The 21,879-nt window shown below is 66.1% G+C and carries 14 protein-coding genes and 2 pseudogenes; 3 read left to right on the plus strand and 13 right to left on the minus strand.

From position 1 onward, the window contains the following. Positions 1–1,338: PQQ-binding-like beta-propeller repeat protein (locus IPM80_24220; protein ID MBK8961447.1), on the minus strand; the 1,338-nt coding region annotated here is incomplete at its 3' end. A gap of 476 nt (positions 1,339–1,814) precedes the next feature. Between IPM80_24220 and IPM80_24225 the strand changes: the two genes are divergently transcribed. After that, positions 1,815–6,914, plus strand: coding sequence for an EAL domain-containing protein (locus tag IPM80_24225; protein MBK8961448.1), 5,100 nt, complete (start codon positions 1,815–1,817; stop codon positions 6,912–6,914). Between the two features lie 75 nt (positions 6,915–6,989). On the opposite strand, the gene IPM80_24230 is transcribed toward IPM80_24225, so the two are convergent. From IPM80_24230 to IPM80_24245, 4 genes are all read right to left on the minus strand, one after another. Beyond that, entirely contained in the window at positions 6,990–7,358 is a 369-nt protein-coding gene (locus tag IPM80_24230; GenBank protein MBK8961449.1) for a nuclear transport factor 2 family protein, read from the minus strand. Between the two features lie 86 nt (positions 7,359–7,444). Continuing rightward, positions 7,445–7,858, minus strand: a complete 414-nt coding sequence (locus tag IPM80_24235) for a DUF779 domain-containing protein (GenBank protein ID MBK8961450.1) — start codon at positions 7,856–7,858, stop codon at positions 7,445–7,447. 16 nt (positions 7,859–7,874) lie between these two features. Then, positions 7,875–9,413, minus strand: coding sequence for an aldehyde dehydrogenase family protein (locus IPM80_24240; protein MBK8961451.1), 1,539 nt, complete (start codon positions 9,411–9,413; stop codon positions 7,875–7,877). A gap of 58 nt (positions 9,414–9,471) precedes the next feature. After that, positions 9,472–9,711 carry a hypothetical protein gene (locus IPM80_24245; protein MBK8961452.1) on the minus strand — a complete coding sequence of 80 codons (240 nt, stop codon included), beginning with the start codon at positions 9,709–9,711 and terminating at the stop codon, positions 9,472–9,474. A gap of 230 nt (positions 9,712–9,941) precedes the next feature. Here IPM80_24245 and IPM80_24250 point away from each other — a divergent pair. Further along, a pseudogene (locus tag IPM80_24250) lies at positions 9,942–11,371 on the plus strand (aldehyde dehydrogenase family protein). A gap of 85 nt (positions 11,372–11,456) precedes the next feature. Then, positions 11,457–12,827, plus strand: a complete 1,371-nt coding sequence (locus IPM80_24255; GenBank protein ID MBK8961453.1) for an MFS transporter — start codon at positions 11,457–11,459, stop codon at positions 12,825–12,827. Positions 12,828–12,839: 12 nt separating this feature from the next. On the opposite strand, the gene IPM80_24260 is transcribed toward IPM80_24255, so the two are convergent. From IPM80_24260 to IPM80_24295, 8 genes and pseudogenes are all read right to left on the minus strand, one after another. Beyond that, complete coding sequence (locus tag IPM80_24260; GenBank protein MBK8961454.1) at positions 12,840–13,694, minus strand: hypothetical protein; 855 nt, start codon at positions 13,692–13,694, stop codon at positions 12,840–12,842. Positions 13,695–13,707: 13 nt separating this feature from the next. Next, positions 13,708–14,733: a hypothetical protein gene (locus IPM80_24265; protein ID MBK8961455.1), complete on the minus strand. Its 1,026-nt coding sequence runs from the start codon at positions 14,731–14,733 to the stop codon at positions 13,708–13,710. Between the two features lie 152 nt (positions 14,734–14,885). Beyond that, positions 14,886–15,917: a hypothetical protein gene (locus IPM80_24270; GenBank protein ID MBK8961456.1), complete on the minus strand. Its 1,032-nt coding sequence runs from the start codon at positions 15,915–15,917 to the stop codon at positions 14,886–14,888. Positions 15,918–16,076: 159 nt separating this feature from the next. Continuing rightward, the gene (locus IPM80_24275) at positions 16,077–17,036 is read right to left on the minus strand and encodes a hypothetical protein (GenBank protein ID MBK8961457.1); all 960 of its coding nucleotides are present in this window, start codon (positions 17,034–17,036) and stop codon (positions 16,077–16,079) included. Positions 17,037–17,099: 63 nt separating this feature from the next. After that, complete coding sequence (locus IPM80_24280) at positions 17,100–19,682, minus strand: DUF3570 domain-containing protein (GenBank protein ID MBK8961458.1); 2,583 nt, start codon at positions 19,680–19,682, stop codon at positions 17,100–17,102. 71 nt (positions 19,683–19,753) lie between these two features. After that, a complete protein-coding gene (locus IPM80_24285; protein MBK8961459.1) occupies positions 19,754–20,299 on the minus strand; it encodes a response regulator in 546 nt (181 codons plus the stop codon). 10 nt (positions 20,300–20,309) lie between these two features. Further along, positions 20,310–21,540, minus strand: a pseudogene (locus IPM80_24290) (sensor histidine kinase). A gap of 23 nt (positions 21,541–21,563) precedes the next feature. Further along, entirely contained in the window at positions 21,564–21,854 is a 291-nt protein-coding gene (locus tag IPM80_24295) for an EAL domain-containing protein (GenBank protein MBK8961460.1), read from the minus strand. Positions 21,855–21,879 lie beyond the last annotated feature (25 nt).

Below are 21,879 nucleotides of genomic sequence, written 5' to 3' on the forward strand. Positions count from 1 at the left end.
GAGCGCGATGAAGTTGCCGCCCATGTCACCGCCGAACGTCACGCCGCCGGCGGTGGGCGTGAGTCCCGCCACCACCGGCGCCTCGGCATGGTATTGCCAGCGCAGCGCGCCGCTGTCGGGGTCCACCGCGCTGATCCAGCCGCTGCGCTTGTCATCCCAGATCCAGCTGCCGGCGACCAGGAATTTGCCTGGCTGGAAATCGACCTTGTCGGACTTGATGACAGCACACCAGTCGACCGCGCCCACCACCAGCTGGCGGGTTTTCACGTCGAATGCCGGGCCATTCCATTCGACGCCGCCGACCGGCCCCGGACAGGTGTGCACGCCGTCGGCGGTCGGCGCCTTGGTCGGTTTCTCGATGGTGGTGACGGCGGTCTTGAACACGCGCTTGTGGGTTTCGCGATTGACCGCGTAAAGGTGGCCGTCCTTGCTGCCGAAAGCCACCATCGCATCGCCCTTGCTGTTCCAGTACAGCATCGGCGCGGCGCCGAGATCGAGATCGAGGCCATCGTTGGACTCCATCTGGTGCCACCATTTCAGCGTGCCGGTGCGCGCGTCCAGCACCACCATGCTGTTGGTGAAGAGGTTCTCGCCGGGGCGATGACTCGGCACGAAGTCGGGCGCCGGATTGCCGACCGGCACGAATACTTCACCGGCCGCCATGTCGAGCGTGTAAGTGGTCCAGCTGCCGCCGCCGCCATAGCGCGCGCTGTCGGCCGCCTGCCAGGTTTCGGCGCCGAGTTCCTTGCCGCGCGGGATGGTGTTGAAGCGCCACAGCTCGTGGCCGCTGAGCTGGTCGTAGGCCATCACGCGTCCGCGTATGCCCCAATCGCTGCCGGCCGCGCCGATGATCAAGGTGCCCTGCCAGATGGCCGGCACGGAGCTGAAGAATTCGCCCTGGCCCGGGTCGCCCACCTGTTGTTGCCACAGCGTCTTGCCGCTGGCGGCATCGATGGCCAGCAGGCGCGCATCGGGCGTACCGCGAAACAGCTTGCCGTTGGCATAGGCCACGCCGCGGTTGATCTGAAAGACGTCCTGCTCCTGCGGATGGTAGACGTGACGCCAGCGCAGCACGCAGCTGCGCGCATCGATGGCGAGGGTATCGTGGGCATTACTCAGGTAGAGGGTGCCGTCGAGTTCGACGAGTCCGGCCTGGAAGGTGCCCGAGTCATCCACCTTGATTCGGCAGATTTCCTTCAGCTGGCTGACATTGGCGGTGTTGATCTGATCGAGCGGCGAATAGCGCTGGCCATTGGCGGTGTTGTTGTAGGCCGGCCAGTGGCTGTCGGCGATGCCCTCGGCCCGCACCGCTGTCGCCAGCAGGCCAGCGCACACCATTCCCATCGCACCCGCGACACGCCGCGTGGACCTGCCGATGTCAGCCATGAATCTCCCCTCCCCGTTTGCAAAGACCGACGTTGAAACTAGCACGGCGCGTCGCGCCGATGCATGCCTGTCGACTCGCATTGCCACTTCCACGCATGCAGCCCACGCAAGCGTTCGATACCGCGCTCGACATCACCTCGGTCAAAAAGCCCGGGCCATTGCAGCGCCAAGGTTGCCCAGGAATTGCCGTACTGGCTGCGTAGCCATGCGGTCAGGATCACACGCACGCATCGCCTGCGGCATACACATGCGAATCTATCGCATCACATTGTCGGCAGGCGGGCCTTGCGTGGATCAGCGGACGCATGCGCGTGACCGATCTTGAACCCTGCGTTGGCAATGCCCCGGGTAGCGTCATGCCGCGCACGCCCCGTATAGTTCGAAGCGGGCAGGACCGAGCCTGGGATCATTGCGACGAGGGAAGCAGAATGGATGCGGATGCGAAGGGATCAGCAACACCCCGCAGAAAAAAACCCCGTGTACCGAGTCGACAGGCAGCCCCGCAACGCGGCGCCGCGGAGCTCGACATCTCCGCCCTCGAGCGCCGGCAAGCGGACGCCGTTGAAGAACCGACAAGCACGCCCGGCATCGTAGGCATAGGTGCATCCGCCGGAGGACTCGAGGCCCTGCGCACCTTCGTCGCCCACCTTCCCGTGCAATCGACGCTCGCCTACGTCATCGCCCAACATCTCTCGCCCACGCATCAAAGCATGCTGGTGCCCTTGCTCGCGCGTGAAACCAGGCTGCAGGTGCAGGAGGTGCGCGACGGCGAACGGCCGCGCGCCAATGTCGTCTACATCACGCCGGCAGGCTGGAACATCGCCTTGCGCGATCACACGCTGCATCTCACCGCGGCGACCGCACCAGGCACGCCCAAGCCGTCGGTCGACCAGTTCTTCGCCTCGCTCGCCGAAGACCTCGGCGAAGCGGCGCTGGCGGTGGTGTTGTCCGGCACCGGCTCCGACGGCGCGCGCGGCATGCGCGCGATACGCGCCGCCGGTGGCAGCACCTTCGCGCAGGACGAAGGCAGCGCCAAGTACAACGGCATGCCACGCGCCGCCGTCGAGTCCGGCTGCGTGGACTACGTACTGCCGCCCGACGCCATCGCGCGCCAGCTCGAGGCCGTCGCGCGGCTGGCGCCCGCCAGCGACCGGGACCTCGGCGGTGATGCCGGCGCCGACCTGTTGGAGCGCATCTTCAAGCTGGTGCACAGCCAGACCGGCATCGACTTTCACCATTACAAGGAAACCACCGTCGGTCGCCGCATCCGTCGCCGCATGGCGGCCACCGCCTGCGGCACGGAACAGGACTACCTCGCACTGCTATCGCGGCAACCCGAGGAGGTCCAGCGCCTGTCCCGGGAGATCCTGATATCCGTCACCTCGTTCTTTCGCGAGTCGTCGGCCTTCGACGCACTGCGCCTGGTGATCGACGAGATCGTGAGCGGCAAGCCCGACAACGATGACATCCGCGTGTGGATTGCCGGCTGTGCGACCGGCGAGGAAGCCTACTCGGTCGCCATGTTGTTCATGGAGGCCATCAAGCGCGATCAGCGTCGCCTGCGCCTGCAGGTGTTCGCGACCGACATCGACGCCGCCGCGCTTGCCAGGGCGCGGCGCGGCGTGTTCCCGCGCGAGGAACTGGTGAGCGTGCCGGAAGATCACGGGCGTGGCTACTTCACGCGCAGCGGCGACTTCGTGCAGGTCACCAAGTCACTGCGCGAAGCGGTGTTGTTCTCGGCCCACGACCTGCTGCGCGACCCGCCTTTCCTGCGCCTCGATTTGCTGACCTGCCGCAATGTACTGATCTATTTCAAGCCCGACGTCCAGAGCCGCATGTTGCGCAGCTTCCATGGCGCCTTGCGCAGCGGCGGGCGCCTGTTCCTCGGACGCTCCGAGACCACTCACCAACAGGACCACCTGTTCGCGGCCATCGACGACCAGGCGCGCATCTTCGCGCGCCTCGACCAGGCGGCCACGGCCGGCGCCGAACGCGCGCGCTCCGTCGCACCGCGCGTGCGCAGCGAACGGCCGCTGACACGCGCGCGACGCCCGCTCGCCGAGCGTGTTCTGCAGTCGCTGCACCAGTACCTGCTGCCCGCCGCGGTGGTGGTCGATGAAGGCTTGAACCTGCAGCACGTGTTCGGCGACGTCACCGAATTCGTCGCCCTGCAACCCGGCACCCCGAACCTGAATCTCTATTCGCTGGCCGCGCCGAACCTGCGCGCGGAGATCCGCTCGATGGTGATGAAAGCCCAGCGCACGCCGCAAAAACCGCTCAGCCACGTCGTGCTCCAGCGTGCCAATGATCGCGCGGTACGGATCGGCGTGGCCGTGTTGCCGCGCGAAGAGAACGAGCCGACCCTGTACCTGGTCAGCCTGCAGTTCATCGACAAACCGCGTCGCGCCAATGGCGCCGCGAGCGCTGGCAACTCGCCGGAGTACCAGCACCAGCTGCGCGCACTGGAAGACCAGCTGTCGGCCACGCGCGAGCACCTGCATTCCGTCATCGAAGAGCTCGAAAACAGCAACGAGGAATTGCAGTCCCTCAACGAGGAGCTGTCGTCGGCCAACGAAGAGCTGCAGTCGACCAACGAGGAGATGGAGACCTCCAACGAAGAACTGCAGTCGACCAACGAAGAGCTCACCACCGTCAACGAGGAGCTCGAGACCAAGACCCATGAATTGATTCGTCTGAACAGCGACCTGCGCAACGTCAAGGACAGCCTGCGCTATCCGCTGGTGGTGCTCGATGAATTCCTGCGCGTGACGCTCTACAACCCGCCCGCCATGCGGCTTTTCGACCTCACACCCGCCAGCCTCGGTGAAAGCCTGTTTTCGCTGCCGTCGAGTCTCGACCTCGGCGATCTGAGGGTTCGCCTCGAAGCGGTGATTGCCACCGGCACCACCTACGCTCGCCAATTCAGCGGCGACGTCTGCCACCTGCTGCAGGTCGATCCCTATATCGACGAAGCCAATCACCGCAAGGGCGTGGTGCTGACCTTCGTCGACAACACCGGTATCAAGCGCGCCGAGGCCAGCCTCGAACGCCTGGCGGCGCAGATCGAAGCTTCCGAACGCTTCACGCGCTCGACCATCGATGCACTGCCGATGCAGATCTGCGTGGTGGATGACGGCGGTGCAATCGTGACCGTCAACCGCGCCTGGGACGACTTCATCAATGGCAACGCCGGACTGCAGCGTCATTGTGGCGTGGGCAGCAACTACCTCGAGGTGTGCGAGCGTGCGCGCCACGCGGGCGACGCCCTGGCCGGGCAATTCCTCGAAGGCCTGCGCGAGGTGATGGACGGACACCGTGAGACCTTCGCGCTCGAATATCCCTGCCATGGACCCGACGCGATGCGCTGGTTCGAAGCGACCTGCTCACGCTTTCAGGGGGACGGCCCGCGCTACGTGGTGGTTGCCCACGAAGACATCACCCAGCGCAAGTCGCGCGAGCACCTGGTCGACCTGCAGGCCCGCGCCCTCGACAGCAGCAGCAACGGCATCGTCATCACCGAGGCGCGCGACGGCAACTATCCGCTGATATTCGTCAATCGCGCCTTCGAAGACATCACCGGCTACGGTCGCGACGAAGTGCTGGGCCAGGACCTGCGCTTCCTGCAGGGCAGCGACACCGTGCAACCCAACCTCACGCGCGTGCGCAGCGCGCTGCTCGCGCACCACGAGGAGCGCACGCTGTTGCGCAACTATCGCAAGGATGGCTCGATGTTCTGGAATGAGCTGTCGATCTACCCGATTGTCGACGCCGACGATAAACCGCGCTACTTCGTCGGCGTGCAACGCGACCTGACGGCGCGGGTGGCGGGCGAGGAAGCCTTGCGCGCCGCGCGCGAACGCGAGCGCCTGGCCCTGTCGTTCGCCGGCATCGGCATGTTCTCGTGGGACGTGCGCGGCGGTCATATCGATGCCAGCGAGATCATGCTGCGCCTGCTGGGCCGGGCCGGCCTTGCCGGCAACCTCGAACAGGACAGTTTTCGCGGTCTCGTCCATGAAGCCGACCGGCCGCTGTTCGACGATGCCGTGCGCCTGTGCCTGGCCGGCCACGAGTCGCTGGACATCGAGTACTGCATCCTGTGGTCCGACGACAGCACCCGCTGGCTGCACACCAAGGGCGATGTGGAGAACGGCGCGAGCGGCCTGCCCGAACGCATGCTGTGCCTGAGCCAGGACATCACGCAACGCAAGGAGTCCGATGAGCGCGTGCGCTTCATAGCTCATCACGACGCCCTGACCGGCCTGCCCAATCGCACCCTGCTGCGTGACCGTCTGCAGCAGGCGCTCAACACCGCACGGCGCCAGCGCACCAAGGTGGCGGTGGCGTTCGTCGACCTGGACCACTTCAAACACATCAATGATTCGCTCGGCCACCACGTGGGCGATCTCATCCTGCAGGCGGTGGGCAACCGTCTGCGCGCCATCACGCGTGACAGCGACACCATCTGTCGTCACAGTGGCGACGAATACATCGTGCTGTTACCGAACGTGCACGATTCAGGCGAAGTGGCGCACGTGGCCGAGAAGATCGTCGAAGCCTTGTCGCAGCCCTACCCGGTCGGCAGTGATGAGCTGATAGTCACACCCAGCGTGGGCTTGAGCCTGTATCCCGATGATGGCGACACCGTCGACACCCTGATCCGCAATGCCGACGCGGCGATGTACCACGCCAAGGGCAGCGGCAGGCGCACTTTCCAGTTTTTCCTGCCGGCCATGAACGAAAAGGAGCAGAACCGGCTGCTCGTCACCACCGAACTGCGGCGCGCGCTGGAGCGCGGTGAACTGCGGGTGCATTACCAGCCGCAGATAGCCATCGGCGACGGCCACCTGGTCGGTATCGAGGCGCTGGTGCGCTGGCAGCACCCCGAGCGCGGCCTGGTCTACCCCGCCGCGTTCATCCCCATCGCGGAGGATTACGAACTGGTGATGCTGCTTGGCGAGTGGGTGCTGCGCGAGGCCTGCCAGCAGGCGCACGACTGGTACCGGCGCGGCTTGCCGATGGCGCCGATGGCGGTCAACTTCTCCGCCGTGCAGTTTCGACAGCGCAACATCATCGCCAAGGTCGCGCAGGTCTTGTCCGATTCCGGCCTGCCAGCCGAGCTGCTCGAGATCGAACTGACCGAGAGCGCCATCATGCACAGCGGCAGCGACACCACCGAAGTGCTCGACAATCTCCGGCGTCTCGGCATTCGTCTGGCCATCGACGACTTCGGCACGGGTTACTCGAGCTTGCAGCACCTGCGGCACTTCTCCATCGACAAGCTCAAAATCGACCGCAGCTTCATCGCCGATTTGCCGCGCGACGACAACGCCGCGGCCATCGTGCGCGCGATGGTCATGCTCGGTCGCAGTCTTGGCCTCGAAGTGGTGGCCGAAGGCGTCGAGACCCGCCAGCAATGGGAGTTCCTGCGCACGCTCGAATGCGGGTCCTTCCAGGGCTTCTACCAGACCGCGCCGCTGGACGCGCCGAGCTTCGAGGTCATGTTGCGCGGGCTGCCGCCGCGAGCTTGAGATGCGCGCGGGATGAGCTCCCGAATGACGCCGCCGCCGGCTTGCTGGTGGCGGCGGCGTAGCGAGAGCCGGGTTTCAGACCGCCGCGTCGAAGTAGCCGCTCAGTTCGGCGAAGCGACCGTCGGCCGCGAGGCGCACGACGTCGATGCCGGTCATCACCGTCGCGCCCCCGGCATCACTCAAGGCCCAGGAAAAACGCAGACGATCGTGATGCTGGTCGACCGCGCCGGTGCGCGCAATGCGATGTCCGGGGAACTGCGCGCGGATGTTCTTGACGTGTTGTTCGATGGCGTCGTGACCCCGTACGTCGGCGATGGGGTCTGTCGATTGCGCATCGCTCGTCCATACGCGCTCGACCAGCGCGCGACGCTCGACGGCATCCTCCACGTTCCACATGTCGATGTAGTCTTCAACGGTGCCGTGGGTGTGGGTAGCTTGGTCCATGGTGTTCTCCAGTACTGCAACAGGCAGTGGCGACACCTTAGGCAAGACGCACCGGCGGATCGAATACCTGCCAGGTAATGAAGTCGTCAGTCGCCGACCGCGCCACGCGGCGGCGGACCAGCCTGCCGCAGGGCGGCCTGCTCGTCTTCCGTGAACAGCCGCGAACGGATCAGGAAGCGCACACCATGCGGCGACTCCAGCGAGAAGCCGCTGCCTCGGCCCACCACCACGTCCAGCATCAGCCGAGTGTGCTGCCACACTTCGAATTGCGGGCCGCTGATATAGAACGGGGTGTCGGCGACGGACCCCAGGTAGACGTCGCGCGCGCCGACCCGAAACTCACCGCGTGGGTAGCACATCGGCGCGCTGCCGTCGCAGCAGCCACCCGACTGGTGGAACATCAGCGGTCCGTGGGCCAACTGCAACGCCTCGATCAGCGCCACCGCCGCGGCGGTGGCGTCGACCCGCGCGACGCCCTGGTGCTGAATGTCGTCAGCCATCGCCACGCGCACGGACTCAGAAGAAGCCCAGCGCCTTCGGGCTGTAGCTGACCAGCAGGTTCTTGGTCTGCTGGTAGTGCTCGAGCATCATCTTGTGGGTTTCACGACCGATGCCGGACTGCTTGTAGCCACCGAAAGCGGCGTGCGCGGGATACAGGTGATAGCAGTTCGTCCATACGCGGCCGGCCTGGATGCCGCGGCCCATGCGATAGGCGCGATTGCCGTCGCGCGACCACACCGCCGCGCCGAGGCCGTAGAGCGTGTCGTTGGCGATGGCCAGCGCTTCCTCCTCGGTCTTGAACGTCGTCACGGCGAGGACCGGCCCGAAGATCTCCTCCTGGAAGATGCGCATCTTGTTGTGGCCTTCGAACACCGTCGGCTGCACGTAGAAGCCGTTCTCGCAGCCCTTCACCGTGGCGCGCTCGCCGCCGATGCGCAGCTTGGCCTGTTCCTGCTTGCCGATCGCGATGTAGGAGAGAATCTTCTCCAGCTGATCGTTCGAGGCCTGTGCGCCGACCATGGTCTCGATGGCGAGCGGATTGCCCTGGCGCACCTTGGCCACGCGCGCGATGGCGCGTTCCATGAACTTGTCGTAGATCGATTCGTGCACGATGGCGCGCGACGGACAGGTACACACTTCGCCCTGGTTGAGACAAAACATGGTGAAGCCTTCCAGCGCCTTGTCGAGAAAGTCATCGTCTTCGGCCATGACGTCGGCGAAGAAGATGTTGGGCGACTTGCCGCCGAGTTCGAGCGTGACCGGAATGATGTTCTCCGACGCGTACTGCATGATGAGGCGGCCGGTGGTGGTTTCACCGGTGAACGCCACCTTGTTGATGCGCGGGCTGCTGGCGAGCGGCTTGCCGGCCTCGACGCCGAAGCCGTTGACCACGTTCAAGGTGCCGGGCGGCAACAGGTCGCCGATGAGTTCGACCAGCACCATGATGCTCATGGGCGTCTGCTCGGCCGGCTTCAACACCACGCAGTTGCCGGCGGCGAGCGCCGGCGCGAGTTTCCAAATCGCCATCAGCAGCGGGAAGTTCCACGGAATGATCTGACCGACCACGCCCAGCGGCTCATGGAAATGGTAGGCGACGGTGGTCTCGTCGATCTGCGAGAGCGCGCCTTCTTGCGCGCGTATGCAGGCCGCGAAGTAACGCAGGTGATCGATGGCCAGCGGCACGTCGGCGGCGAGCGTCTCGCGAATTGGCTTGCCATTGTCGACGGTCTCGGCAAGCGCGAGGTGCGCGAGGTTCTGTTCCATGCGATCAGCGATGGCCAGCAGCTTGGCGGCGCGTTCGGCGGGCGCGGTCTTGCCCCACGCGGCCTTGGCGGCATGGGCGGCATCGAGCGCCTTGTCGATGTCCTCGGCGGTGGAACGCGCCACCTGGCAGATCACCTCACCACTGATGGGCGTGGTGTTCTCGAAATACTGGCCCTTGACCGGCGCCAGCCACTGGCCGCCGATGTAGTTGTCGTAGCGGCTGCGGATGTTGATGTGCTCGCCGGTCGCGGCCAGCGCGCTCAAGGGATTGAGATTGACTTTCTGATCCATTTCGACCTCCGGGGATGATTCGTCCAAGTGGCCGTCGGCACTCGCCGACAGCGGATATTCAATGCACTGTCGGCTTGCCCGCGCCCTGGCGATGGCCGCCCACGGCCGCCGCCTCGCATACCGATGACAATCGCTCGACCCAGATCGCGTGGGCGGCGGCGAGGCTGGCCAGCACCGCCGGTTCACGCGGCAGATCGGGGTGATCACGCAGTTGGCGCAGCAGCGTCAAGAGGGTGCGGATATGCGCCTCCTCGCTGCTTGCCGCGCACTGCGCCATGAGCCGGATGACCGCCGCCATGAGGGTCGCGGTGGCGGGTCTGTCATTGTCTGCGCGGGGCTCGGGCGGCATAATGGCCTCGTCTATTCATGCACCCGAAAAACATCTTCTTCGTCGGGTTTTCGGCGATGTTAGCCGCCCGCCCCCGCCAGGAAATATGTAGCACCGTGCCGCTAGAGATTGACCGCCAGCGTGAGCACATTGGCGGTATGCACACGGCATCCAGCCGTTCACATCCCAAGGAGTCAGTAATGCAGAGTTGCCTTTCTTTCTACATCAATGGTGCGTGGGTCGCGCCGAGCGCCCCGCAGCCATTAGACGTCATCAATCCCGCCACCGAACAAGTCGTCGGCCAGATCATGCTGGGCAATGCCCAGGACGTGAACAAGGCCGTTGCCGCCGCCAAGGCCGCCTTCCCGGCCTATGCGCGTACCAGTGTCGACGAGCGCGTGGCGCTCCTGGAAAAGATTGGCGCGGCCTACAAGGAACGTTATGCCGAATGGTCGAGACCATTTCGAGCGAAATGGGTGCGCCGATCTGGCTGTGCAAGGCCGCGCAGGCCGCCATGGGTCCGGCCCATCTCAACACCGCCATCGAAGTGCTGAAGAACTACGTGTTCGAGGAAAAGCGCGGCAACATCACGCTGCGTCGCGAGCCGGTGGGCGTGTGCGGTTTCATCACGCCGTGGAACTGGCCGATCAACCAGATCGCCTGCAAGGTGCTGCCGGCACTCGCCGCCGGTTGCACGATGGTGCTGAAGCCATCTGAAGTGGCGCCGCTCAACGCCGCGATCTTCGCTGAAGTGCTGCATGCCGCCGGCGTGCCGGCCGGCGTGTTCAATCTCGTCAACGGCGACGGCCCTGGTGTCGGCACGCCACTGTCCTCGCATCCCGATGTCGACATGGTGTCCTTCACCGGCTCGACCCGCGCCGGCATCCTGGTGGCCAAGGCCGCCGCCGATACCGTCAAGCGCGTCGCCCAGGAACTCGGCGGCAAGTCGGCCAACATCATTCTCGACGACGCCGACCTCAAGACCGCGGTCGCCGGTGGCGTGCAGGGCATGATGATGAACTCCGGTCAGTCGTGTAATGCGCCGAGCCGCATGCTGGTGCCGGCCAAGCTGCATGACCAGTGCGTGGCCATTGCCAAGGAAGCGGTGGCCAACGTCAACGTCGGCGATCCGAAGATGAAGGACTCCACCATCGGCCCGGTGGTGAGCAAGGTCCAGTTCGACAAGATCCAGAGCCTCATCAAGAAGGGCATCGAGGAAGGCGCGACCCTGGTCGCCGGTGGCCCCGGCCTGCCGGAAGGCATCAGCGCCGGCTACTTCGTCAAGCCGACCATCTTCGCCAACGTCAACAACGACATGACCATCGCGCGCGAAGAGATCTTCGGGCCGGTGCTGTGCATGATGCCGTACAAGGACGATGCCGAGGCGGTCGCGATCGCCAACGACACGGTCTACGGCCTGTCCGGCTACGTGTCCGGCGGCGATGCCAAGCGCGTCGCCGAAGTCGCCAACCAGCTGCGTTGCGGCAACGTGCACGTCAACGGCGCCGGTCTCGACTTCCACGCGCCTTTCGGCGGCTACAAGCAGTCGGGCAACGGTCGCGAATGGGGTGAGTTCGGCTTCGAGGAATTCCTCGAGGTCAAGGCGGTGATGAACACCGCCGCCGCCTGAGGCCAAGCGCCACCTGCAAGGCGTCGTCGCGCGAGCGGCGACGCCTTTTTCATGCACGCAATTCCCGCCCCGCGCCCAAGTGGGTATGCTCTGCGCGCCTAGCGCCGTCAGCGGCGAGGCGCGGCTGGTCGCTTCACTGGCCGCCTTGGCTTACGCATGGGAGTCGCGTGTGCAGAATATCGATGCCGACCGGCTCTACGCGCGGGTCACCTGGCGCCTGGTGCCGTTCCTGTTCCTTTGCTACATCTGCGCCTATCTCGATCGCGTCAACGTCGGTTTCGCCAAGCTCGCGATGCTGGACCAGCTCGGTTTCAGCGAGACCGTCTATGGCCTCGGCGCCGGCATCTTTTTCCTCGGCTACTTCCTGTTCGAGATCCCGAGCAATATCGGCCTGCATCGCTACGGCGCGCGCCGCACCATCGCACGCATCATGGTGGCCTGGGGCCTGTTGTCGGCCGCCACGCTGTGGGTGACGACGCCGCTGCAGTTCTACGTGGTGCGCTTCCTGCTCGGCGCCGCCGAGGCCGGCTTCTTTCCCGGCATCATCCTCTACCTCACCTACTGGTTTCCCGCCGCGCGGCGCGGCCAGGTGACGGCGCTGTTCGCGACCGCCGTGCCGGTGGCGACCGTGATCGGCGCGCCGCTGTCCGGCTACGTGCTGCAGCACTTCGACGGCGTGCGCGGCTGGCATGGCTGGCAGTGGCTGTTCTTCATCGAAGCGCTGCCATCCATCGCCTGCGGCTGCGCGGCCTGGTGGTGCCTGGCCGACAGCAGTCGTGACGCACGCTGGCTTAGCGCCGAGGAGCAGGCCTATATCGCCGCCGACCTCGCACGCGACAACGCCGGCATTGCCCACATGGGCATCGCCGAAGGCCTGCGCATGCCGCGCGTGTGGGCGATGGCGGCGGTGTATTTCTGCTTCGTGATGGGCCTGTATGGACTCAATTTCTGGTTGCCCAGCATCGTCAGGGATCTCGGCTACGCCAAGCCCGTCGACATCGGCCTGATTTCCGCCATTCCCTTCGGCGCGGCGTGCGTGGCCATGCTGCTGGTGGCGCGCCACGCCGATGCCAGCGGCGAGCGGCGTTGGCATACGGTGGTGCCGGCGGTGCTCGGCGGCGCCGGCCTGCTCGCCAGCGCGGTCATGGCCAGCACACCGCTATGGGCGGTCGCCGCTCTCACGCTCGGTGCCTGCGGCGTGCTCGCCGCCATCGTGCAGACCTGGTCGCTGACCACCGCCATGATCGGCGGCGGCGCGGCGGCGTCCGGCATCGCACTGATCAATTCCTTCGGCAACCTGTCGGGCTTTGTCGGCCCCTATGCCATCGGCTGGCTGAAGGACAGCACCGGCAGCACCGCCGCCGGCGTCACCCTGCTGGCGGTGTCGATGTTCATCGGCGCGATGCTGGTGGCACGCGTGAGCACAACGGCATCGAGCGCGACGCAGCGTGGCTGACGGCCGCCGGGCTCAGCGGCGCCTGCGCGCCACCACGCCCACCGCCATCGCGCCGAACAGCCACGCCATGCCGGGCACCGGCACCGGTGAGGCCTGCCATGCCAGCGTGCCCAGCACGCTGTTGCCAAGGCTGTCGGCCATGCCACCGCCCGCGGCGATGGTGTAGTCACCGGCGCCCAAGGCGAAGTTGAGTAGTCGCACGCTGTTGCCACCGGCGGGCGCGACGTGGGTCAGGTAGCGAATCACGCTCCATGAGCCGTCGGCCGCGGCGGCCGCCAGGGCGGCCGCGTTGCACGTGCCGCCTGCCTCGCTCAGGCAGTGCACGTCGGCATCGGCATTGGCCATGCTCCAGTCGCCGAGCGCGTTGAACTGCCCGTCGAAATTCGCGTTCGCGGTATCGCGAAACGGCGAGACATCGCCCTCGGCGTCCACCGCCACGCCATCGTCGGCCAGCGACGCATCCTTCACCACGTGGGGCAAGGGCGAGATCACGAGATGCGACGGGTTGGCGGGGTCGATGCGCGTGTTGTCGTGTGCCTCGCCCGGCAGCAGGCCCGCATACAGGGAGAACGCGGGGTTGAGCAGGCCCGTTTCGTCGGTGTCACTGAAAGTGATGCTGACCATGGCCGCGCCGTCGAGGTGGAACTTGAAGAACACGCCGCCCGCAAGGTCATGACTGTCGCCAAGTCCAGGCTGCGTGCCGGCAAACCAACCGCTGTCGTTGAACAACTCCTGGCCAAAGGAGGCGCCGTCGGCATCAACGAACAGGTTGGCGCTGAGATCAAAATAATCGACATGCGCGACGGCTGGAGCGGCCATCGCCAGCAAGCTGGTGGCGAGCAATGCCCTGGAAGCGTGTTTCAACATGTCCCGCGCTCCTTCAGACCTTGCTCGCGCGGCGGCGCGTCACCGCGCCCACCGCCGCGAGCGCCGAACCAAACAGCCACGCCGCGGCCGGCACCGGCACCGGCGCCGCCGCGGTGTAGGACCGGGTGGTGACGGTATAGGCCAGCGCCGAACCTTCGACACCGCCGTGCGCACCGATCACCAGCGTGTAGAAACCGGCCAGGCCATCGTTCAAACCGCCTTCCAGGGCATCGGTCTTCTTCCACTCGTTGAAGTTGATGAGCAGCGTGAACTTGAGTTCGTCGGCGGCGCTGGTCTGATGGGCCATCCACAGCGGGGCGAAACCGTTGACGCCGCCGCTGCCGAGCGTCGAACCCTGCACACCGTTGGCGCTCGGATCGAAGGCCGCCGTGCGGCTCGAAGTCAGCGATTCGTCGGCACCGCGATACAGCGCGACATCCAGCAAGGCATTGACGTCGTTCTCGGCGTCATAGGCGCTGTCACGCTTGATGCTGATGTCGATTTGATAAATCTGGCCAAGCGCGGCACCGGCGGTGGTGACGTTCTGCGCATCGTTGTTGGTGCCCGTGCTGGCATGGATGAGGTTGTAGTCGAGGCCGCCGGCAATGCTGCCGACCTGCCAGGAATTGCCCCCGACGGCGAAATACGGATGGCTGGCGCCGATGTCGGGCACCAGCGAACCCCAAGTCGCGGACGCATCCTGAATCGCGTAGGCGCGCCACAGGCTGGCCGGCGTGGTGGCGTTCACACCGGTGGTACCGGTACGCGTGGTGGTACCGGCCGCCGTGCTGTCGTGGTGACCGAGATAGAGGTTATAGGGCAAGGTGCCGACGTAATCGGTCGGCAGGCCACCGGTGCCAGGGATGTTGGCGTTGCCCGCGCCGTTGACGCGGCCGCCGACGCCTACCGGTCCATAGCCGCCAGTGTTCGACACGCCGTCGGTGTTGTTGACGCTGTTGGCGATACCGGTATTGACGCCGGTCAGATTGTAGGTCTGGTGGGAGGACGCCGCCTGACTGAACAGCGTCAGCGCACCCACGACCGCAACAATACCGGCTCCATGCTGGTTGTAAAACATGAACGAGACCCTCCAAGGTCGAGATTGTTTGTTCGGAATTCATTTCATCGCCGCGGCAAGGCGGCGACGTGTGTCGCGCGGCGCCGGCATGCGCCACGCGACTCGAGGCGACGCTAGCGCCGGCGGCGCATGCGAGCGACGCTGGCCAGGGTCGCAAGTGCACCCGCGAGCAGGCCGATGCTTGGCGGCACCGGTACCGCGCTCAGCGCAGCGGCACGAAACTCGAGTCGACCGTTGAGGCCGCTGATGCCGAACGACGGCGCCACGTTGCCGAAGCCCTGCGCGCCGAGCGCGCCGGAAGCGGCGATGGTGTAATTGCCCGCCGCAAGCTCGATGACGAGGGTCTCCTGCGTGGCGGCGGCGTCGTTGACGGCGAACCCGCTGGCCGGGTTATGGGCGTTGACGGCGGTGATGAAGGCGATGTTGCTCCAGTTGCCGGCGCCGTTCGCTTGCCCCCAATTGCCAAGCGCATCGAATTGGCCGGCCCAGTCGGAAACATTGGTGCGCGTATTCCGGAAATCCGCGGCGATGTTCTGTGCATCGCTCACACCGCCGGCATCCAGCGCGTTCTGCTGGCGGCGCGGCGGAAAGCCGGTCTTGGGATTGAGTGGGTCGCCGTTCGCGTCATCGTGGCCCTGGTAAACCAGCACGCCGGCGTAAAGACTGAAGCCGGCATCGAAGAAATTGTTGGCGCCGTCGAAGACATTCCAGGCGATGCTGACGCGCGCGGCTTCTGGCAGGCGGAAGTTGAAGAAGTCGACCTTGTGCGAGTCGCCCTGCAGCGCGTGGGTGCCCGCGCCCCAGCCGCCATCGGTGACATCGTTGACCAGCACCGTGGCGGTGCTGAGCGCGGCGCTGTATCGGACATCGGAGAACTGCCCGACCTGGGACGCGCTCTGGTACTGCGCGGTCCACAGGCTGACGTCATTGAGCGGCCGGTCGGACACACCGTTGGCGCTGCTGCCCGCCACCGTCGGATTGGCGCCATACTGCGCGGTCGACGCCGCCAGGCCCTGGGCGGTGAGGTTGATTATCTGTTTGCCCTGGTTGAGATCGTAATACTCGACATGGGCGCGTGCGGGGTTCGCGGCGGCGCCGAGCAGCGCGATGGCGAGTGCGTGAAGAATGCTTGGTTGCCGCATCATGGTGTTTGCTGTCCGTGGCTGTCCCTGGATCGCTGCCGGTCGTGCGTCGCGCTTCGACAACAGCGTTTGTTCTGATTGATGTCGAATGCCTTTTCTACGCATTCGGCGCCGCGCTCACAATGCGACCCGATGTCGCACCCGGCGCGCGGCCGCGCGTGCTCACGGCGCCACTGCGCGGAAATTGAGACGTCCCTTGAGGTTGGAAACACCGAAGGACGGCGCCACCGTACCGAAGCCGATCGCGCCCAGCGCACCGCTCGCGGCAATCGTGTAGTCGCCGGGCGTGAGCCTGATGGTGAGCTTCTCCAGGGTCTCGCGATAATCACTGCTGAAGCCCTGCTTCGGGTTACGCGCATTGACGGCCTTGATGAACTTGATGTTGCTCCAGTTGCCGGCGGGATTGGCTTCGCCCCAGTTCTTGAGTGCGTTGAACTGGCCGACATAGGGCCGGCTGTTGGTCTTGGTGTTGCGTAGCACCGAGGCAATGCCCTGCGCATCCTTGAGCGTGCCGGTATCGAGCGGCGACTGGCTTTTCACGGGTGGCGCGCCGCTGCTCGGGTTGAGCGGCTCGGCGGCATCGTCGTGCCCCTGGTAGGCGAGCACGCCGCCGTACAGGGAGAAGCCACCGTCGACGTAGGTGCCTTGCCCATCGTGCACCAGCCAGGTGATGGTGACGGTGGAAGTCACGCTCAGGCGGAAATTGAAGAAATCGACCTTGTGCGAGTCACCCAGGGTCTTGTGCGTGCCGGCGCCCCAACCCCAGTCGGTGACGTCGTTGACGTTGACGCTGGCGGTGCTGAGCTTGGGCGTGTACTTGCGGCCGCTGAACGTGCCGGCACCGGTCGTGAGCTGGTAGGTCGAAGTCCACAGCGACTTGTTCCTGAGCGGACGGTCGGAGTTGACGTTGACCGTGCGCAAGCCGGCAACCTTGGGATTCTTGCCGAACTCCAGCGTTGATTTCAGTTTGCCGGCGGCGGTGAGGTCGCTGATCTGGCGGCCCTGGTTGAGGTCGTAATACTGCACATGGGCATGGGCCGCCGAAGCGCTCAGCAAGCTTGCCAGCGCAAGCGATGGCGCGACGGCGCACGCGCGCTCGATGTTGTTCATTCGATAGGCCATCGCGGCTTTCTACGGCAGGCCGGCCGACACCACAATGCGACCGGTTGTCGCACCCTGCATCGTTCAGAACATCACGGACCAGTTGACGTACAGCGCGCCAGCGCGCCGCAGCTGATAGCCATGCAGGGTCTCGGCCAGTGGCTCGAGCCATTCGATCGCCAGTTGGCTCCCCATCCGCCAGGATGCCGGCAGCTGCGCATGCGCGCCGATGCCGACATCGTAGTAGCGCCCGCCGTAACTGGCCGGGCTGTCCATGGGACCGGTGATGCTGTTCTCGACCCAGGTCACCACGCCGCTCGAGACATCCTGCTCGCGGTGCGCATCGAAACGCCCCTTGAGTCGCCCTTGCACGGCGGCAAGACCACGCAGGGTCAGCGTGATGTCGGGCGTCAGCGCATATCCCAACCATGCCGACGATTCGAACTTGTCGCCCCAGGCGTAGCCGGCGCCGTTGCGCTGTCCGAGCCGAGAGGTCAGGGCGACGCGCGCGCCCCAGTGCCAGGGTGGGCGATCGCCGAGGTAGACCAGCCCCGCGTTCACATCCCAGGTGCCGCTGCCGAGTTGCATGCCGTAATGCACATACTCCGGCTGCTTGACCGTGCTCGGATCGTGATCATGCCCGGCCACGGGATTGAGCCGCTGTCCGGCGTGACCGCTCGGCAGGCTCATGCCGAGCGCGGCGTGAAGATGGTGGTGGCGCCGTTCGAACAGCCGCACGAGGTTGGCTACCTGCACATCGCCGATGCCGCCGCTGGCATGGCCATCGTGGGTGGCGTGGACCAAGGCCGCGCCGCCGGCCAGTGGCGCGAGGCGCATGTTCATGTCTACGAACTGCGGCATCACGGCCAGCGTCCAGCGGGCCGTGGGCGCGAACATGATGTCGACCATGTGCATATGCATGTACATGGATGCCGGCCGTACGCCACACCCGGGCGGGTCGCAGCGTCCGCCGGCGACAACCGCGGCATCGCTCACCGCGTGACGTCCATGGGCGAGTCGGCCCGACTGGCCGGCGAACTGGTAGCGATAACCGAGCATCCACTGCCCGGCGCGGTCCAGCATGTGCCCATCCATGATGCCTGCCGGCACAGGCGGCATGGCATGCCCGCCGCCGTGATGGTGCGCATGTTCGCCATGCGGCTCCGTTGACGCCGCCGCGTGTGCGACGTGGCCGGCAAGGGCGTCGAAGTCGATGCCAAGCGCGGCGCTCACGCGGTAGTGCTCGAAATCGGCAAAGCGCTCGGTGGGGCGCCTGCCCAGGCCTAGCGCGCCGCGATGCAGGTAATACTCGCCGTCGAGGTCGAGCGTGATGCCGCTGTCGAAACGATGCGAGACACCGAGCCCGGCCGACACCGCGCCGAAAGCCGCCAGCCGGTAATCACTCGAGTAATGCCCGAGCCCGAGTGCGCAGTCGTAGCCAGGGGTCAGGCCACAATCGACATAGGCGCGATAGAAGCTCGCCGCCGACTGACCATAAAAGCGCGCGCGCGGCATCAGGTTCCAGGCCGGGCCCAGCGCCTGGTGCCAGGCTAGCTCGAGCGTGTGGGCGGTGACGCTCCAGTCATCCCGGAAGTACCGATAGTCGGCGTGCAGCGAGGCCTTGGTAAAAGGCAGGTCTTGCACGAGCGCGAGGTCGACGCTCCACTGGCCACGGCGCGTGGGGCGCCGTTCGTAGCTGTGGAACAAGGTCGCGCCATGGAGCGGCGAGCCATCCTCGGCCACGCGCTCGACATCGGCGCCGCGGCTCAGGAACGACATCGCCCGATAACTGTTGTCCAGGTACCCCGCCGCGTGGCGATAGCCCAGCGCCACTTCGATGAGCGTGTAGCGGCTGGCAACCCGCGTCATGGATAAAGCGAAATTCCAGTCACGGCGATTCTTGTCGATCTCGAGACGCGGCGTGCCGTCGGCAAAGGCTTCACCTCGAGTGACGATGCCTTGTTGTTCGGCGATGCGGGTATCCACCCAGCCCAGCCAGGTCGAAGGCAAGGTCACCTGCGCGCGGGCCAGCGAATGGGCAATGGCAAACGCCACGGTGCTGCGCTTGCGGTCGAAATCGAATCGTCCGCCGACATCGACCACGCCAGCGTGATAATCACGTTCGTCGGACACGCCGCCGCCAACGCTCATCGATACATCGCGCCACGCATGGGTCAGTTGTCCGTGTCCTTCCTTGCGGGTCTCGGGCGAGGCCGAGGTCATCATGTGGATGACGCGCTCGTCGCGCTCGTAACGTGGCTGGAACAGCTTGTCGCTGCTGTTGACGTAGGGATGCATGGCGGCATCGACCAGTGCCGGCGTCACCTGCCCGGTGCTCGGTTTTGCCGACGCACCGGCAAGCAGCTGCGCGTCGCTGAGGGGGGACATCGCGGCCAGCGGCAAGGTGGTGACGGGCGTCGCGCCCGACCAGGTGTCCTCGGAGAAATCGAGACTCGCCTGCCACGCCCCGCCGAAGACAGACGAGGCATGCGCGCTCAAGGTGTCCGCGCGCAAGGGCGCGAACCCGTGGTTGTTGCCATGTACGCGGCGACGGCTCTCTTCATAGCGGGAGTAAGCCAGCGAGGCGTCGCTGCCGCCGTCGGCACTCACCATGCATGGCAGCAGGCCTGGCAAGGCCAGCGCTGCCGCGGTCAGTCTCCGCAACACGGCGTGCCCTGCCGAGCCATGGCCGTGACGCGTCGCCATGCGCAAGGCATGACGGCGACGTCGCGTGACGATCACGGCGTGCCGTCGACCGGCGGCAGCCCCAGCAGGGAGCGCGGACGACGGGCGAGCTTGCGCTGCAAGGAGCGCCGGTGCATGCCGAGCAGGCGCGCCGCCGCCGACACGTTGCCGCCGCACTCCTGCATCGCCTGTTGAATGTGTTCCCACTCGACGCGATGCAACGGCAGCATGGCGTCGGGCTCGGGCGCCGCCGCCTCGCCTTCCAACACGCGCAGCAGCGCCGCCACCGTCACCGGCTTGGCGAGGTAGTTGTCGGCGCCGCGCTTGATGGCATCGACAGCGGTGGCGAATGTCGCGTAGCCCGTCACCAGCACGATTTGCATGTCCGCGCGCAGCGCGCGCAGGGGCGCGACCAGCGCGAGGCCCGATTCGTCACCGAGCTTCAGATCGACCAGCGCGTAGTCGGGTTGCATGCGTGCCGCGATGGCGAGCGCGCTGGCGCCGTCGTGCGCAAGCTCGACCTCGTGCCTGCGGCGCACGAGCGAAGTGCGCAGCACGCGCGCGTAGACTTCGTCGTCGTCAATCAGAAGACCGCGCATTGCTCAGCCCTCACGCCGCCAGCGGCAGGGAGAATCGCACCATCACGCCCTGCCCGTGCGCGGCCTCCATCGCCAGGGCGCCGCCCAGGCGTTCGACCGTGGCATGCGACAGCGCCAATCCCACGCCCATGCCGTCGGCTTTGGTGGTGCGGAACAGCGTGCCCGGCAAGGGCGGGGGCATCACTGTCGAAACCGCGCCCGTAGTCGCGCACGGCGCCGTGCAGCCAGCCGTCGGAGACCCTGAGCTCGAGGTCGACACGCGTGCTGCCATCGCGCGCGCTGGCATCCGCGGCGTTGTTGAGCAAGGCCTGCAGCAGGTGGCCAATGCCGGCATCGAGCGCCGCGCCCGGCGCCGCGGCGAGATCGTATTGCCGCTCAAGACGCACTTCCGGACGCAGCAACCGCCAGCGTTCGATGACCCGCTCCAGCGCCGTGGCGGCATCGTGATGCGCGGCATCGATACCGGCGGCCGGCGCCGCCAGTTCGCGCACACGATCGCGGCAGGCATCGACCAGCGTACGCATGAGCGCGACATCCTCGTGGGGCGTAAGGTCGTGCTCGGCCTGTTGCTCCAGCAACAGCGTGAGTGTCGCCAGTGGGGTATTGAGTTCGTGGGCGACGGACGCGGCGTGGGTGGCCAGCGCGAGGATGCCTTCGTTACGCGTGAACTGTTCGCGCAACTGCGCCAGCTCGCGATCGCGACGCCGCAAGGCATCGGCCAGCCATGCGACGAAACTCGTCACGACCAGTGCCGACACCACGAAGTTGACGGTCATGCCCAGTACGTGCAGGTCGAAAGCATCGCCGAACACGCTGTGCACGTGGGGTAGCGGGCGCGCGAGCAGGGCCGCGGCGGCGTAGCCACAGCCACACATCACCGCGGTCAGCATCACCCAGCGCGGCGGCAAGGCCACCGCCACCAGCGCTATCGGCAGCAGGAACAGCGACACGAAAGGATTCATGGTGCCGCCCGTCAGCGCCACCAGCGTGGCGAGGGTGATCACATCGATGGCGAGGTGCGCCAGCACTTCCAGCGGCCGCACTTCGCGCACCTTGCGCGCACGCTGCAGCGCCCACAGATTGAACACCGCAAGGCCAGCGATCGCCGACCACAGCCCCTGCGCCGGCAGTGGGATGTGTGCAATGGCAATCGCCCAATACACCGCCGCGGCCTGACCCAGCACGGCACACCAGCGCAACAGCGCCAGGGATCGCAGCAGGTTGGGCGCCGTCTCGCTCATGCCGCGAGCTTAAGCGCAATCGTCTATCGGCAGGCTGCGACCGATTGTCGCAGAGGCCGCGTGATCTCGAGCGCTGGCGCGAACGCGGCCCGCGCCGCCGCCACGCGCATGTTGAGACTCTTGCCCATGGACGTAACGGCCTTGACGAGCGACGCGTTCCGCGCACTCGATTCGAGTTCGGAAACGAACACGCGTCCGATCTTGATCTTGTCGAACGGAAAGCTCTGCAGGTAGCTCAGTGACGAGTAGCTGGTGCCGAAGTCGTCCGCGCATCGCGCGATCCGACACCGGGTGCGTCGTCCTGCGCAGGCCATTTTCTACGCGTGAGTTCAGGACGTG

This window comes from Pseudomonadota bacterium (assembly GCA_016719885.1).
In the GTDB taxonomy this organism is placed as follows: domain Bacteria; phylum Pseudomonadota; class Gammaproteobacteria.

Excerpts from the sequence above, each read along its gene's own strand:
- IPM80_24225 (MBK8961448.1), top strand. The coding sequence starts at position 1,815 with ATGGATGCGGATGCGAAGGGATCAGCAACACCCCGCAGAAAAAAACCC.
- IPM80_24230 (MBK8961449.1), bottom strand. The coding sequence starts at position 7,358 with ATGGACCAAGCTACCCACACCCACGGCACCGTTGAAGACTACATCGAC.
- IPM80_24235 (MBK8961450.1), bottom strand. The coding sequence starts at position 7,858 with ATGGCTGACGACATTCAGCACCAGGGCGTCGCGCGGGTCGACGCCACC.
- IPM80_24240 (MBK8961451.1), bottom strand. The coding sequence starts at position 9,413 with ATGGATCAGAAAGTCAATCTCAATCCCTTGAGCGCGCTGGCCGCGACC.
- IPM80_24245 (MBK8961452.1), bottom strand. The coding sequence starts at position 9,711 with ATGGCGGCGGTCATCCGGCTCATGGCGCAGTGCGCGGCAAGCAGCGAG.
- IPM80_24255 (MBK8961453.1), top strand. The coding sequence starts at position 11,457 with ATGCTCTGCGCGCCTAGCGCCGTCAGCGGCGAGGCGCGGCTGGTCGCT.
- IPM80_24260 (MBK8961454.1), bottom strand. The coding sequence starts at position 13,694 with ATGTTGAAACACGCTTCCAGGGCATTGCTCGCCACCAGCTTGCTGGCG.
- IPM80_24270 (MBK8961456.1), bottom strand. The coding sequence starts at position 15,917 with ATGATGCGGCAACCAAGCATTCTTCACGCACTCGCCATCGCGCTGCTC.
- IPM80_24275 (MBK8961457.1), bottom strand. The coding sequence starts at position 17,036 with ATGGCCTATCGAATGAACAACATCGAGCGCGCGTGCGCCGTCGCGCCA.
- IPM80_24285 (MBK8961459.1), bottom strand. The coding sequence starts at position 20,299 with ATGCGCGGTCTTCTGATTGACGACGACGAAGTCTACGCGCGCGTGCTG.
- IPM80_24295 (MBK8961460.1), bottom strand. The coding sequence starts at position 21,854 with ATGGCCTGCGCAGGACGACGCACCCGGTGTCGGATCGCGCGATGCGCG.